Source organism: Alteromonas sp. AWM4_230, from assembly GCF_056158305.1.
The window spans coordinates 1,263,369-1,279,205 of record NZ_JBSWTB010000001.1 but is presented as its reverse complement, the minus strand read 5'-3'; the positions used below and the strand labels follow the sequence as shown (position 1 = coordinate 1,279,205).

The following is a 15,837-nucleotide window of genomic DNA, read 5'->3' as shown; positions in this document are numbered from 1 at the left end:
GCATTTTTACAGCACCATACTGCAAGTATATGTATTGTCTTTGCAAACACAAGGTTTCAATATTGTTAAAAACCCTAGGAGCTATGTCATGAGAAAGATTGTTCACTTTATTGCAGGTAAAGATTTTGAGGATAGCAGCGAAAATACCGCGTCGGTATTTGCGCCTAACACAGGTGAAGTACAGGCTGAAGTAAGCTTGGCTAACACTTCAACGTTGGCCTATGCAATTGAAACAGCCCAAGCTGCACAGGTTGAGTGGGCAGCAACAAATCCTCAACGACGCGCTCGTGTAATGTTCAAGTTTAAGGAGTTAGTTGAAGCAAACCGCGACCGCTTAGCGGCACTATTATCAAGCGAGCACGGTAAAGTGTTGGTTGATGCGCAAGGTGATATTCAGCGCGGTCTTGAAGTTATCGAGTTTGCCTGCGGTATTCCTCATGCGCAAAAAGGTGAATATACCGAAGGCGCAGGCCCGGGAATCGATGTCTATTCTATGCGCCAAGCACTGGGTGTAGTGGCAGGTATTACGCCATTTAACTTCCCGGCTATGATCCCAATGTGGATGTTCGGTGTGGCTATTGCCTGCGGTAACGCGTTTATTCTGAAACCATCGGAGCGCGATCCGTCTGTACCTGTTGAATTGGCAAAGCTTATGATTGAAGCGGGCCTTCCTGCTGGCGTACTTAACGTTGTACACGGCAATAAAGAAGTGGTTGATGGTATTTTAGATCATCAAACTATCAAGGCGGTGAGCTTTGTAGGCTCTTCTGATATAGCCAACTATGTATATGAGCGTGGCGCTCGTGCTGGTAAGCGTGTTCAAGCTATGGGAGGCGCGAAAAACCACGGCATAGTAATGCCTGATGCTGATTTAGATCAGGTGGTAACCGACTTAGTGGGTGCTGCATACGGCAGTGCCGGTGAACGCTGCATGGCGCTACCGGTTGTCGTTCCGGTTGGTGACGAGACCGCTGAAAAACTTAAAGCCAAGCTTATTCCGGCGATTAAAGACATTATGGTAAGTCATAGTGAAGATCCTAACGCTCATTATGGCCCTGTGGTTACTGCTGCGCACAAAGAGCGCGTTGAAGGCTATATCGACCTTTGCATAGAAGAAGGTGCTGAGCTTGTTTACGACGGTAGAACCAGTCAGATCCCTGACGACAGTCAAGGCTACTTCATCGGCCCCACATTCTTCGACCACGTAACCAAAGACATGCGCTCATACCAAGAAGAAATTTTTGGCCCCGTGCTGCAAATGGTGCGCGCAAAAGATTTCAACGAAGCGGTTAACTTAGCTAGCGACCATCAATACGGTAATGGTGTTGCTATGTACACCCGTAACGGCCATGCGGCGCGTGAATTTGCGCAACGTGTAAACGTAGGCATGGTGGGAATTAACGTGCCTATTCCTGTGCCGGTTGCTTATCACACTTTTGGTGGCTGGAAACGCTCTGCATTTGGCGATACCAATCAACATGGTATGGAAGGAGTGAAGTTCTGGACCAAGGTTAAAACCATTACGCAGCGCTGGCCTGATGGCTCAGATACCAACGACAACGCCTTTGTTATTCCAACCATGGGCTAAGTGAGGAGACGATTATGACCACAGTTGCATTTATTGGCCTAGGTAACATGGGCTCGGGGATGGCAGATAATCTAGTTAAGAACGATTACAACGTACTGGCCTTTGACTTAAGCGAAGTGGCGCTGGCAAAAGCTAAAGAAGCGGGATGCACTACCGCTCAAAGTACCGAACAAGCTGTTTCTGAAGCTGACATCGTTATAACTATGCTACCCGCAGGCAAGCACGTAAAAGATATCTATTCAAATCAGATCCTGGCTTCTGTACGCGAAGGCACATTGCTTATTGACTGCTCGACCATTGACGTTGAAACGGCGAAAAGTGTGTCAGAACTGGCTGAGAAAAAAGGCCTCAAAATGCTCGATGCCCCTGTCTCAGGCGGCGTTGCAGCAGCCGCAGGCGGCACGCTCACGTTCATGGTGGGCGGCGATACTGACGCTTTCGATAAAGCGCAAGGCGTTCTTGGTGCGATGGGCAAAAAAATTGTTCATGCAGGCGGCCATGGTGCGGGGCAAGCGGCGAAGATTTGCAACAACATGCTGCTGGGAGCGACTATGATTGCGACTTGCGAGAGTTTCCAGCTGGCACAAAAACTAGGCTTAGATGCGCAAGTGTTCTTCGATATCGCGTCAAATGCCTCGGGACAGACATGGTCAATGACCACCTACTGCCCTGTAAAAGGTGTGGGACCACAAAGCCCTGCTGATAACGATTTTGCTGGCGGTTTCGCTTCTGCGCTTATGCTCAAAGACTTGGGGCTGGCCATGCAGGGCGCGAAGGGCGTCAACGCGCAAGTACCAATGGGTGAACTTGCTGCAAAGTGGTTTGAAATGCATTGTGAAGAAGGCAATGCAGAAATGGATTTCTCTTCAATAATCAACCGATTAGCATAAGAGAAAACCAACAGTTCTCCGACGGCTACTTTCCCTCAGAAGAGGTGGCCTTCTTACTGAGCGAGTAAAGGATTTTACTCGCTCTTTTTTTATTTCAACTTATATCAGTCCACACAGATAATTACCCACTCAGATGGCGCTGTTGTTACATTCGCTAACCCCCTTACCAAGCGGGATTATTCCTTTGTTATTTGGTGTTCCCTTTTCACCATCAAAAATCCACTTTTAGGTGACTTATTCGTTCTCACCGACCTGATTAAAACAAGCTGATTCGATGTTAGGTCTACATCTTGCAATCCGCTATTTCAACGAAGAAATCTACACTGCACTAAAGGGCTAAATTTTATACCCCCTTATGCAAATCGATACTTTTTTAACTGTAAAAACATTATACATTTTAATGACTTACTTAATTCACTAAGCAATTTCACTAAACACATTGGTTCTTCGTGCCGCTCATTTAAAGCAAGCTTGAAGAAGCAGGGTGTCGCTAATTTCGAACGTTCAACTTCCTAAATTCAGTAAGTAAAAATAAAAGGAACACACTATGAAAAAGCGTATTGTTGCCGCTTCGACGGCAATTGTAGCTATTGGTTGTATTTTCGCCTTTATCGATACTACGTCCTCGGGCAAAAAAGAGGTAGTAGCGACCAAAACGGAGTCAAAATCGGTTGGTAACGGAGGCGCTGTTGAAAAGCAACGAAACGGCAAAGTGCTATCGACAGGTGTCGATACCTTCAAACCGAAAAATAAAGCCGACTTAAAAGCTCAGGCTGTAACTAACACCAACGGTAAGTCAGAGAAAGATACCATCGTCTGGACGACATCAGAAGATGGTAAAAAGGTACTTCAAGCAGAAGGCCATATTCCCGCTGATGTGACCGATGAAGCTTACATTGAGCTTGATCGTGAAGAATTAATGACGGTAGAAGTTGGCGAGTATCTCGATTTATACATCCCACAGTTCGGTGGCAGTTACACCGGTGAAGTTGACCACGTTGTCACTCATCCAAACGGCGACCGCACTGTAGAGGCGCATATCCCAGGTGCAGGCTCTCTCTACGCTGCCGTTATAACGCTTGGCGAAAATGCTACCTATGGAAACTTAGCCACGCCTCGCGATGTGTTTGTGCTTGAAGGCAACGATAAATACGCATGGATCGCGCCGAAGTCTTCAATGATGCAAAACCACATCGAACGCGAACCCGACAGTGAGCGCCCGCTTAGTGACGATAACGCTGAAGAAGTCTTCGATCTCGGCCAAAACTAATCCCCTAGTGCCTGTTGAGCTTCACAGGAAATTCAACAAGCTCAAATAAAACAACAAGAAGGAAATAAAAATGAAACACACATTTAAGTGTTTAACGGCAATGGCAGTTTCACTGCTTTGTGCAACATCAGTAACAGCAGCCACCATCGATGTAATGGTGCTTTACACCCAACCTGCTGCAAACAATGTGTCTAATATCGACACTAAAATTAACCAATACATTTCACACGCCAACCGTGTTTATCAAAATAATGCTATAGATTTACAGTTGCGTTTAGTGGGCGCTCAGTCTTCTGCTGCTACATCTAGCGACCTACAACCCACTGAAAGTGCATTAGATTTGTTAACTGATAGCAGTGGTGTACAAAACGCGCGAACCTCTAACGGCGCAGACATGGTTGTGCTTCTAGGTAACCGTGAAAACATTTATGAAGGCGGCCAATTGGCAGGCTATGTGTGCGGTATTGGCTGGGTAGGCCAAGGCAACAACGGTATATTGTACTCTAGTTCGCAAAGTCGTATGTACAGCATCAGCGCCGTTGATTGCGGGTTATCTACATTCGTTCATGAGCTTGGTCACAACATGGGCTTAGGTCACTCTGTGCGCCAGGGTTCAGTTGGTGGTGTTTATAGTGACGGTATAGGACATGGCGTTGATAATAACTTCTCAACTATCATGGCCTACCCTCAGGCATTCGGTAGTGCTACCCAGCTAGATTATTTTTCTGACCCTTACTGGTCGGGCTGTAATGGTCAAGCGTGTGGTGTTGAGAATGAGTCAAATGCTTATCGTGCGGTAAACACGGTAATCAACCAGATCGCTAATTACTATTAAGTAAATGAGCAATTAGGGGATACGAGGGGAAAGCGATAATGCTTTCCCTTCAATTCACTAAAGTTCATCTACTTTTTTGGCTGGTTAAGCATATCGTCATAAGCATCCATTTCCCAAGGAAGTTCACCTGGACTGGTATCAAGGAAATGCAAGTAGCTTTCAAACTGGTCTAAGATATCCTTAGCTATACTCTCCTTATCATAACCATAAATATCGTAGGCTTGACCGCCGCGTCGAAGGAACACTTCAGCGCGAAAGTACTTTTCCGACTCGTCTTCGTCCGAGCGCAGCTCTGCGTAGCTAAACCCTGGTACTAAATACTCGGTCACGCGAATGTCGTAGATAAAGTCCATGTGATCGTGACGCTCAACAGTGAAGGTGGCTCTTCCCGTTTCCTCATCAAGTTTAACGAACGCCTCCCACTCTCGCGCTTTCAAAGCAGCCTGAACGTCTTTCATCGCAGCAATCACGGTTTTATCAATAAATTCATGCACCTCGTTTCGACTCGGGTAATCGACCATTGCGGCAAACCGCCCTTTGAGGCTAGCTGAGCGGCCATGATTTCTATTAAGCGTATTCGCCGTCAAACTATTGTTTCGATAGCCCTCGATGACAAGTGCACGCCAAAGTCCTGCTGCAGACGCTAACATTATGAAGGCAAAAGGTAAGGCGCTTGCTATGGTCATCGTTTGCAGTGCATTTAGTCCACCAGCCAACAGCAGTACCGCTGCAACGGTTCCTTCCAAACACGCCCAGAATATACGCTGCCAAACCGGACTTTCCTCTTTCCCCCCAGAAGCAAGTGAATCAATAACCAGCGACCCTGAGTCTGATGAGGTCACAAAAAACGTAATGATTAATAACACGGTCAAACCTGACATGATTGACGCACCGGGTAACAAGTCGTAGAGCTTAAACAAAGCTACGGCCTCGTTTTCCTGTACATCACTAATAAGCGTTGTCACCCCTTGGTTCATAATGGCATTTAGTGCGGTGTCACCAAACACGGAAAACCAAAGGAAAGTAAACATGGTAGGCACTAGCATTACACCAAACACAAACTGTCTAATGGTCCTGCCTCGACTTATTTTGGCGATAAACATGCCTACAAACGGCGCCCAAGCGATGGTCCAGCCAAAAATAAACAGGGTCCAGTTCCCTATCCAGTCACTACGACTGTAAGCTTGTAGATTAAAAGTGCGCTCGATAATACCGTTAACATAACTCCCTGTATTTTGCAGAAAAGTCTCTAAAATATGAACGGTTTCCCCCATGACAAAAACTGTGCCCATAAGAGATACAGCCAAAAGCATGTTCAGAATAGAAAGTCGCTTGATGCCTTTATCCATTCCCGCAATAACCGATATTGTTGCGGCTATCGTCACTATAGCGATAGTACCTACCTGTACCATGATGTCGATGGGGATATCACCGGACAGATAGTTAAGCCCCGCATTGATTTGCGTAACAGATAGTCCAAGGGTAGTGGCGATACCAAACAGTGTTCCTAGAATGGCAAATACATCTACTGCATGACCTATTGGGCCATAAATTTTATCACCTATCAGCGGATACAAAGCAGAGCGAATAGATAGGGGCAAACCATGACGAAAAGCGAAATAGGCAAGCACCAAGCCCACTAACCCATAAATCGCCCATATGTGGAAACCCCAGTGAAAAAACGCGATTTGCATAGCTTGTTTCGCCGCATCAACAGTTTCAGCCGATCCTGCTGGCGGTGAAGAATAGTGCAGTACAGGCTCTGCCACGCCGAAGTAGAGCAGCGCTACCCCGTAGCCCGCAGAAAATAACATTGAAAACCACTCAGGAAAGCTATATTGAGGCTCAGCATGATCGGGCCCCAATTTGATATTCCCCCAGCTAGATGACGCAATCGATACGATAAAGACCAAAAAGATCGCCACCGACAGCATATAGAACCAACCGAAGCTTTCGGTGATCCATGCCAATGTGTTGTTGAAAGCCTCGGCTGCGAGTTCGGGGTTACTGATTGTTCCGATAACCAGAAGCAGAATAATGGCAACGGCGGGAAGAAATACAGGAAGAAGGATGGTGGAGTTGTTTACTTGACCTTTCATAGCAAATCCCTTTTCACTTACAGGTAAGTTGAAACCCTGTGTAATGCGTACAAACTTTGTATTTTCTACTTGTGAAGGTCTAAATCGGTTCAGGCTTGGTGTAAACGTATGAAATCGGAACGTTCAGATTCCGACTGCGTTAACTCAAAAATCTCCCCATATAGCGAGCGTTCATGGTGTTTTATTTATCTATCTTCCAGCGACATTTAAACGTTCTCAAAAACATACTGCTTGCCTGTCTAGGCACATACACTAATTCTGTAATAATTAGTAATTAACATAGTCCCCCTTCCAAAATACACCGCTTTTCGAAAGATATTTGTTTGGGATTGATGTGAATACGTTATCTAAAGTACATGCTGTTAATTTTGTTGGTGAACAAGAAAATGAAATAGCCTCCCCTTGCAAAGGATTGCCAAAGGCGAAAGTGCCCACTAAAAAGTCAGATTTTTCTTCGTTTTATCATATGCATTGGGAGGGATTATGCGCTTTCTTAAGAAAAACCTTTGGTTCAGGTCCTCCAGATCCTGAGGATGTAGCACAAGACGCGTTTTACCAGCTGGCAAAGATGAAGTCTCGCGAGCATATTGAAAACCCTAAGGCGTTTCTATATAAAATTTCAATTAACCTGACACTGCGTTTTTTGAAATCAGATAGATGGATTGCGAACGTTGTACCCGGTAACGACGAGTCGTTTGAATCAGAGTTACTGTCACTATCTGAGCCCGATAAAATTTTGCATTCACAGCAAGCTTTACAGCAACTAGGGGCTTTGTATTGTACTTTGTCGGAAAAGCAAAAATACATCGTAAGTGCAAGCCGACTTGAAGGCAAAACCTATCAGCAAATTTCTGACGATACGGGGTGGAGTATAGCCGATATATGTCGTCAACTTAACAGTGCACTGGTTATCCTCGCAAGCTCATTAGATGCTAATGATTGATTGTGCCTTAGCGAAAAACAAACAAAGAGACAGAACGTGAAACAGGATTCGAACGTCACCCACCTTAATATTGAAAAGTCTATCGATGAACAAGCCATTCATTGGTTTACTTTAATAAATGATGAAGACTTAGCACATCAAAATCAGGAAGCATTTACCAAATGGTACACGCAATCCGTACTTCATCGGAACGCGTTTAAAGCTATCGCCAAAATGTGGGATAAAACAGGTTTTACTGATGACATTATTGCATATGAGACCGAAATAAATTCAACACTAGAAACAGGTAAATCAACCCAATTCAAGTATAAAGCGCTACACAAGAAAGTTGGTGCGCTCGTAGCGTTCGCCGCGACCTTAGTTATTACAGTTATTACTTTGCTAAGTAAACAGGACCAATCATTTTCTCAACCCAGCCAAGTCTTTGCTTACTCTACGAAAACAGCACAGATAAAAAGTATTACGTTGCCTGATGGCAGCAAACTCACTCTCGGCCCTACAAGTAGGGTTTCGTATACGGAGCTAGATAACACCCGTTCTATTGAGCTGAGTCAAGGAAGAGCATTTTTTGATGTTGTCTCGATGACCAATAAACCTTTCATAGTAAGTAGTGGTGTTAATACTGTAGAAGTGACAGGCACTGAATTTGAAGTAGATGTAAATAGCTTCAAAAAAACCACTCGGGTAAGTGTTGTGGAGGGCAGTGTTAAAGTCTCAGGTCAAGGCGAAGCACCTGTGTTCCTATCTCAAGGAGAACGAGTTTCTGCACCACTGACTGGGGGTCCGATGACGGGCATAACGACTTTCTCAGATAAAGAAACACTCGCTTGGATGGACAATAAACTTATTTTTAATAATACCCCTATTACAGAGTTCTTGTATCGAATACAGCCTTATGTAGAGCAAACCCTCTCTCTTGAAGGTTTTAGTTCTGATGCTGTTACGATAAACACCATAGTTACCCCTTCCAATGTTCACACATTGCTTGATTCTTTGCCTGCGGCTTATCCGCTAGAAATGGTAAGAACAAGTAGCACGATTACATTTACTTATTCGGAAAATTAACAGCTAGCGGTGCTTTTTTGAATGCTGAAGTACCGCAAACATTTCAGTTACATTCATGAAGGTTTTGTGAAACCTGACATAATTCTGAAAAAGATTTCCTCCCTTTGCCTCTTTGTTCACGACAGTCGACTGCAACACACTTAATTTGAACTCAATCGGCAGTAAACCACTGACCGTACCGGAGAATGTAAAATGACATCGTCGCGTTGTGTAAAGAAACACTTGTTAGCTTTTTCCATTTGTACAGCTTTGTCACTAAATACCGCTGCAATTGCGGCTGCCCAAGAAAGCATAAGCGTTGAACTTGAGCCAGCTCCTTTGGCATCAGCACTCAACCAACTTTCATTCAAGTCGGGCATTGTGATCATCGCACCTGGGCGACTGGTCAATAATATTAAAGCTCCTGCGCTAAATGGGAACTATGAAATAGGTGAAGCGCTTGAAAAATTGCTTTCCAACTCTGAGTTAGAGGCCGTCAAGCAATCGAACGGGGCGTTTGTAATAAAGAAACGAGGGCCCAAGATGCCTCATACCCCAAAGGATACTGCTGATACTGAAGCACCTATCGATGAAATAGTGGTTACGGCTACAAAGCGCGACACCAATTTAATGGATGTATCTGCGGCTGTATCTGTATTAAATACACAGCAGATTCAAGATGCGGGGGTCACTGACTTTAAAGGCTTGGTAGACGCACTGCCAGGTATTTCAATTAACTCTGCATTTGGCGGAGCCAACAATAGTTTCATTACAATTCGTGGTATTGGTGGGGCTGATGACTACAAACCTAATGGCAACCCCTCTGTCGCATTACATGTTGATGGTATCTACCAAACGTCTAATGCTTATCTTGGCATGCCGTTGTTCGACTTAGAGCGAATTGAAGTCCTCAAGGGCCCTCAAGGAACACTTTACGGACGTAATACAACAGCAGGAGTCATTAACGCCATCACAAAGCGTCCTACAGAAGAATTCGAAGGCTATGCCAGCGTAGAGTATGGAAGTTACGAGTATACGCAGGGTGAAGCTGCTTTTGGCGGAAGCGTTTCTGATAATTTAAAGGTACGTATCGCTACCAAGTTTGAGCAAGGTGGTGGCTACATGGACGGCAAGGGAGCGGGCCTGTTCTCAGGTTATGTGCCAGAAGGATTTGAAGGTGTAATTCCGGCAGTGAACGATCCGGGAGAGCGAGACGGGTTTGGTGATAAAGACCTATTTGCCTTCCGTGCAACCGGGGTTTATACCTTCCAGACTAACACTGACTTAACCTTGCGCTACTTTATGAGCTCTGATAATGGCGACACACTTCAATACGATCGTATCGCTTTGGAAAATGAGACAGGCTCTGGCATAAGCAGAAATGCAGGCGAAAACGACGACCCTTATGCGTTTTACTCGGATGAGTACTATCGACACACTATAGATATCGAAGGTGTAAATGGAGAATTAGCTCATCAAATAGACGCCGATCTGAACGTAAACGTGTTATTTGGCTATCAAGAAAGTGAGCGTGTTATGGAGGGAAATGGTGACGGAACCTCATTTCCTCGCTACAAATATGCATTTGATGAAACACTTGATCAGTCCTCTTTAGAAATTCGCTTCAGTGATAGTCAAGGAGGAGACATTGATTGGATCGCAGGTGTCTTCTATGTCAGCGACTCGGTGGATTTCGTAAGCGATTGGACAAGCTTCGCAGTTCGCTCACAATACACCTCTCCGTATAGTCAGACTCGAAACAGCTTTGCTACGTTTGCCAATATTGATTGGTTTGTAAGCAACGACCTGAAACTATCTGCAGGCGTTCGTTATACTCAAGATACCGCTAAGTTTTCAGGCTACAACCAAGACTTAGACCCTTGGGGAACTTCTATTTATGAAGACGTATTCAACTCCCCTGGCCTGTTTTCTTGGGACAGAGATTTTGATGACAATAATGTCTCAGGTAAGCTAACCGCTCAATACTACCTTTCTGATAACCTGAATATTTTTGCCTCGTTAGGCAATGGATACAGAGCAGGTGGCTTTGATGGTACATCAATATTTTCCTTAGAAGAGACGGAGCCATTTGACTCTGAAACCGTAGATTCGTTTGAACTAGGACTGCGTTATACAGATGAGACCTTGAGTGCTAGCGTCGACTTATTTGCGTACGATTTCGAAGAAATGCAAGCAACCACCCGACTTTCAAATGACACCAATGGACGGACAAATGTTGGAGCGGCTGAAGTTCGTGGCGCAGAAGTTTCTTTCAACTCCCAGCTGTTTAACAGTAGCGACCAACAATTAACGTTCAATTCATCCGTCACCTATCTCGATACAGAAATTACGGAGTTTTCATCTAACCGTGTCGATGATGTGCAAAACACAGTTGGTGACCCGTTACCGGGCTCACCCGAGCTTTCATATTCAATCTCGCTCAATCATAGCATTTTCGTTGCAACCAACCGGTTACTCTCTACTCGTCTGACTTATACCTACCACGACGAAGAAACTAACCGATTGAATGCAGGAGCTGGCAATACGGTGCCTGATTACGGCTTGCTTAATATCAATATGGATCTTGAGTTGGGTAATGGGTTTACCGCATTTGCATATGGGAGAAACATTACTGATGAAGAGTATTTTCTAGAACTCAATGCAGGTGCTCGTCTCGTTGGTGCTCCAGCAACATACGGCGTAGGCGTTCGCACTACCTTCTAGTCTAATGCAGGCATCTGCAGGTTGCAGATGCCTGCCCACAAGAGGCATTGTTATGAAGCAGCTCGTACTTATACTATTATTTAGTTGCCTACCTACCATAGCACTTGCTACCACACCAGTTTGGCAGCAAGCAAGCGAATACCCTGACAGAGTTATACTTAATCCTACCCAACTTCCGAGTGAAAGCTTTTCTGTTAATTGGCGTACGTCGGATGAAGTTGAAGTTACGGTTGCCCAAATTGCACCTGTTACATCAGCCGCCAGATTCGATTTGGGAGCAAAGACCTACAAAGCAAAAACACAGCGCGTTGAATTGCGTAGAGGTAACTTAATGTCTTCTAACGTTCATGAACAATCTAGAGACGAGGTTCATCAAGAGAGAGCTCAATATCACTACAACACGCACCTTGCCGACGTTGCATATCACGAAGTTACATTTGAAAACTTAAAACCAAATATGCGTTACGCGTATAGAGTACGAGGAAGCTTAGGTAAATGGTCTGAATGGTTTATAACGAAGACGGCCGATCTCCCCTCCTCTTCAACTACACGATTTCTGTACTTTTCAGACGCACAGAATGGCGTGCGTGAACAGTTTCCGGCACTTCTAAGAAAAGGCTTTAAGGCGATGCCTGATGCAGACTTTGCTCTTTATACTGGCGATCTTGTGGACCATGGAGCTAGGGACTTCGAATGGGCGCAGTGGTTTTCTGCAGGGCAGTTCATACATGCAGAAATTCCTGTAGTCCCAGTGGTTGGAAATCATGAATATGCCCATCATCATTTTCACGATGGCAAAAAAAAGTGGGCTTTAAGCCGCTTTTGGCAAGATCAGTTTAAGCTTCCGTCCTCACCAGAGTTATCAAACCAATTACAAGAAACTGCTTATACTTTGCATTACCCTAACACCGACGTATTCATTGTTAATACGGAAATCAGGCACAACGAAACAGCATTCGCAATGCAAACAAAATGGCTAAGAAATGCACTTAGTGAGAGTAAAGCAAAATGGAAAGTTATCGCCTTTCATCACCCAATATTTTCAAACTGTGGGATGCCATTAAATAGTCAGGGGCAAGACGAGCCCGCAGTTCGCAGTGCTTTATTGCCACTGATAACAGAATTCAAAGTTGATCTGGTTTTACAAGGACACGATCACGCGTACTCTAGAGGAAGTATAAAAAACAAGCAGGGAACACATGTAAATAGTGTTTTTGTTACGGCAAGTAGCAGTCCTAAAGCTTATCCACTAAAGAGTACGCGATGGGATGAATACGAAGAATTCAATGTTATGTTAGAAAGAGTCGGAGAAAATACACCGACCTACCAAGCTATAAAAATACACGAGAGCACCCTTACATATCGCTCGTATACTCTAACAGGAGAACTTTACGATGCTTTCGATATCGAAAAAACAGACTCTGGCAATGCTATGACATATCCCTACGACCTTATGAATGAAAGGCTTTTCAGCAATACAGAACCTTACAAACATCACAACTCACTCTACTAGTTGTTTATTTTTAGGCTAATTTCACTTTAACGCCAACACTTAATAACGTTGGCGTTCAATCAAATAAGAAAGTATAGATATATAGCGCTGCTAATATATTCTATTAACAGCTTAATTTTCGAGATGACTGACAATTTGAAGAAATTAGTAGTCATAAAATGCCACTCTATCGCAATGTTTGCCAATATTTAAATTGGAGTCGAGTTATTTGCTTTTAATGATGCCCACCACAACAGCCACCTTCATGCTCAGCCCAGTTTTTGAGTTTGGTGGTTTTACCTATGCCCGGGTTGAAGCTGTTGGTGGGGTCAAGTTCGCGATAGAAATTCTTAAGTGCGTCTTTGGCAAAATACTCATGACCCACATTATGCTCTGCAGGATACTCAGCACTTCTAGCATCAAAGGTTTCAAGGATTTTTCCTTTTAGCACTTTCGCGTCGGCGCCTTTCTTCAATACATAGTTTTGGTGCATTACGTGGCAAAACAAATGACCGTAATAGAGTTTGGTATCTATCTGGTCGTCTATTTCTTTAGGCAACACTTCAAACCAATCAGGGTCGTTACGGCGAAGCGCAACGTCTATGGTCATCATGGCACCCACGTCTTTACTGTGCATTACGTGGTAACGACCTATTGCTCCACCGGCAACAAAGCGGTGTAAAATCGCTTTATCTGCTTCTTCCTCAGTACACTCAAAGTAGCTGCCTTCATTAGCTTTGAAGAACTCATCTAGGTAGGCTTTGGCTTCATCTACCCCATCATTACTCATTTCCAAAATCCAGTGGTGTTGATACTTGTCCCTAAACTCTTCCATGCGCTTAGGTAAGTGATTAGGAAAAATATAGCTCATGTACTGCATGACGCGGTCTGACATTTTGTTGGGTAAAAAACCTAACTTGTCAGTAAATGCATCGAATTTGCGTTTAAACGCAAACAGTTTTGGAATGAACTTCGCCCCAAGCTTGCTGATAACGATAAACATATCTTTGCCGTATTTCTTCGACACGTCGTAGCAATCGCGGTGAAGGTACTCACCCGAGTCAGGCAAGTTCTCAAAGGTAGAAAGAATGTCGCGACGCACTTTGGTAAACACTGCAGCGTCGTTAGACCCCACATAAAATACCTGCTTTTTCTCAGGAATAGGAAACGTGTCTAGCCTTACTGCAAACACAGCAAGTTTACCTGCACAGCCTGAAGCCTCATGAAGACGCCTGCCGTCATTGTTAAAACGCGATGGCGTGTTAGAGTCAACGTCTCGTACACGCTCATCATATTCGTTGTCTGAGGCGCGAGCGTCGGGGTGCTGTACATCAGTTTCTTTATAACGCTTGTTTTCAAGATTATTTAAAATCTCTTCTGGTTCGCTACCTAGATTGATGCCAAGGTTGTTTACTAAAGATAACTTGCCGCTGGCATCAATTTGCGCAAAAAGAGCAAGCTCGGTATAGGCAGGGCCTCTTTTTACTAAAGCGCCACCTGAATTGTTGCAAATACCACCCACGATAGAAGCACCAATGCACGAAGAGCCAATAACCGAATGTGGCTCTCGACCGTAAGGCGCAAGCGTCTCTTCCAACCCAAACAAAGTGCTACCCGCTAAGCCAACAATTTGCTTTCCATTGTCCACCAGCTGAATCTCATCAATTCGCATGGTGCTTATGATAACAAGAGGCCTATCGTAATCTTTACCGTCTGGCGTAGAACCACCTGTCAATCCTGTATTTGCCGCCTGCATAATTACCGCAACATCGGCTTCAACACAAAGCTTCAACACGCGCCAAATTTCCACTAATGTTCCCGGTCTTACTACCGCGAGCGCCTCACCTGCGCCAAAGCGAAACCCTTTGGTATAAGGCTGCTTCTTCGCTTTATCAGTTAACAAATAGGCTTGCCCTACTACATCGCGCATAGATGCAATCAAAGACTGAGTGTCAACATTTACGGTCATGGTTCTCTCTGTGTGTTGAAGTTTTGGAAGGATTAGTTTGGTGATGAACTATACACTAACGTCATTTTTAACAAAGGGGGCAAACGTTTTTTATAGAGATAATTTACTTATATTTAATTCACCGAGTGCTTAAAAAACAGCTATTTTTAAGCAAAATTAATATAAGCTTTTCACTGTTACATTTTGTTACGCTTTGGCGCTACAAGTAAGACTACAGGAGTATTGTAAAGCTATTGTATAGTTCGTAAGGTTGATGTACACGAAAAGGAGCTTTCATGTCACACCAAGCGTTCGTTTTAACAAAAAGTAGTTTCTCGGAAAATACTAAAAAGGATGGGGCTTACGAACGATTCCTTAGTATTTTGCCTTCGTGTGGATTTAACGTTACGACTGGCGCTATCCACCCGCCTAGAAGCGTGCTCAACAACACTTATACCTTCTTCATTGATGCACAGTATTGTGACCCTGCTGCTATGTTCAGCTTGCCGGTTGTTAACGATTACCCTGAATTGAACAAGGTGATTTTCAACGTGCCAGAAAGTAACATCGACTTTCATTACGCGGCACTTCAACACGGTATCAATGGGGTGTTTCATATTGAAGATAGTTTAGAGTTGTTAGTTAGAGGTGTTCAGCAGGTTCAGGCAGGAAACAAATGGTTTAGTCGCGAAATTATGAGCCGTTATATTGATGCCAATCTAGTACCAAAAACTAAGCCCGTTGCTGCGCTTCAATCGTCAACGACTGTCTTAACCAAACGAGAATTGGCCATTACACGAAAAATTGCCGACGGCGCACAGAACCAAGAAATTGCAGATTGCTTGCATATCAGTGTGAATACGGTGAAAACACACGTATACAGCATATTCAGGAAAACAGAATGCAGAAATAGGGTTGAACTCATCAAATGGTTCGACCATCAGTTTAGCCAGCCCCAGCAGGTAAGCTACTAAACTGACGAGCAATGTAAGTTAAAACACTGT

Annotated in this window: 11 protein-coding genes; 9 read left to right on the top strand and 2 right to left on the bottom strand. The window is 44.3% G+C overall.

Annotation, left to right across the window (positions count from 1 at the left end; translation table 11 throughout):
- Nucleotides 1-88 precede the first annotated feature (88 nt).
- The 4 genes from ACXACS_RS05485 to ACXACS_RS05470 all read left to right on the top strand — a co-directional run bounded on the left by ACXACS_RS05485 (nucleotide 89) and on the right by ACXACS_RS05470 (nucleotide 4,583).
- On the top strand, nucleotides 89-1,588 hold the full coding sequence (locus ACXACS_RS05485; RefSeq protein ID WP_020744244.1) for a CoA-acylating methylmalonate-semialdehyde dehydrogenase: 1,500 nt from the start codon (nucleotides 89-91) through the stop codon (nucleotides 1,586-1,588).
- Between the two features lie 14 nt (nucleotides 1,589-1,602).
- The gene (gene mmsB / locus ACXACS_RS05480) at nucleotides 1,603-2,478 is read left to right on the top strand and encodes a 3-hydroxyisobutyrate dehydrogenase (RefSeq protein ID WP_474804955.1); all 876 of its coding nucleotides are present in this window, start codon (nucleotides 1,603-1,605) and stop codon (nucleotides 2,476-2,478) included.
- Nucleotides 2,479-3,025: 547 nt separating this feature from the next.
- Nucleotides 3,026-3,748 (top strand): lipocalin/fatty-acid binding family protein, encoded by a 723-nt coding sequence (locus ACXACS_RS05475; RefSeq protein ID WP_474804953.1) that lies wholly within the window; start codon nucleotides 3,026-3,028, stop codon nucleotides 3,746-3,748.
- A 70-nt stretch (nucleotides 3,749-3,818) separates the two neighbouring features.
- Nucleotides 3,819-4,583: a M12 family metallo-peptidase gene (locus ACXACS_RS05470; RefSeq protein ID WP_474804951.1), complete on the top strand. Its 765-nt coding sequence runs from the start codon at nucleotides 3,819-3,821 to the stop codon at nucleotides 4,581-4,583.
- A 68-nt stretch (nucleotides 4,584-4,651) separates the two neighbouring features.
- Here the strand turns inward: ACXACS_RS05470 and ACXACS_RS05465 are convergent, their stop codons facing one another.
- Nucleotides 4,652-6,682: a BCCT family transporter gene (locus tag ACXACS_RS05465; RefSeq protein ID WP_474804949.1), complete on the bottom strand. Its 2,031-nt coding sequence runs from the start codon at nucleotides 6,680-6,682 to the stop codon at nucleotides 4,652-4,654.
- Between the two features lie 334 nt (nucleotides 6,683-7,016).
- Between ACXACS_RS05465 and ACXACS_RS05460 the strand changes: the two genes are divergently transcribed.
- The 4 genes from ACXACS_RS05460 (at nucleotide 7,017) to ACXACS_RS05445 (ending at nucleotide 12,906) form a co-directional block, all read left to right on the top strand.
- Entirely contained in the window at nucleotides 7,017-7,625 is a 609-nt protein-coding gene (locus ACXACS_RS05460; protein ID WP_474804947.1) for an RNA polymerase sigma factor, read from the top strand.
- A 36-nt stretch (nucleotides 7,626-7,661) separates the two neighbouring features.
- Nucleotides 7,662-8,690: a FecR family protein gene (locus ACXACS_RS05455; protein WP_474804945.1), complete on the top strand. Its 1,029-nt coding sequence runs from the start codon at nucleotides 7,662-7,664 to the stop codon at nucleotides 8,688-8,690.
- A 192-nt stretch (nucleotides 8,691-8,882) separates the two neighbouring features.
- Nucleotides 8,883-11,393, top strand: coding sequence for a TonB-dependent receptor (locus tag ACXACS_RS05450; RefSeq protein WP_474804943.1), 2,511 nt, complete (start codon nucleotides 8,883-8,885; stop codon nucleotides 11,391-11,393).
- 52 nt (nucleotides 11,394-11,445) lie between these two features.
- Nucleotides 11,446-12,906: a purple acid phosphatase family protein gene (locus ACXACS_RS05445; RefSeq protein ID WP_474804941.1), complete on the top strand. Its 1,461-nt coding sequence runs from the start codon at nucleotides 11,446-11,448 to the stop codon at nucleotides 12,904-12,906.
- Nucleotides 12,907-13,120: 214 nt separating this feature from the next.
- Here the strand turns inward: ACXACS_RS05445 and dld are convergent, their stop codons facing one another.
- Entirely contained in the window at nucleotides 13,121-14,854 is a 1,734-nt protein-coding gene (gene dld, locus ACXACS_RS05440; protein ID WP_474804940.1) for a D-lactate dehydrogenase, read from the bottom strand.
- Between the two features lie 275 nt (nucleotides 14,855-15,129).
- Here dld and ACXACS_RS05435 point away from each other — a divergent pair, with 275 nt between their 5' ends.
- Complete coding sequence (locus tag ACXACS_RS05435) at nucleotides 15,130-15,807, top strand: helix-turn-helix transcriptional regulator (RefSeq protein ID WP_474804939.1); 678 nt, start codon at nucleotides 15,130-15,132, stop codon at nucleotides 15,805-15,807.
- Nucleotides 15,808-15,837 lie beyond the last annotated feature (30 nt).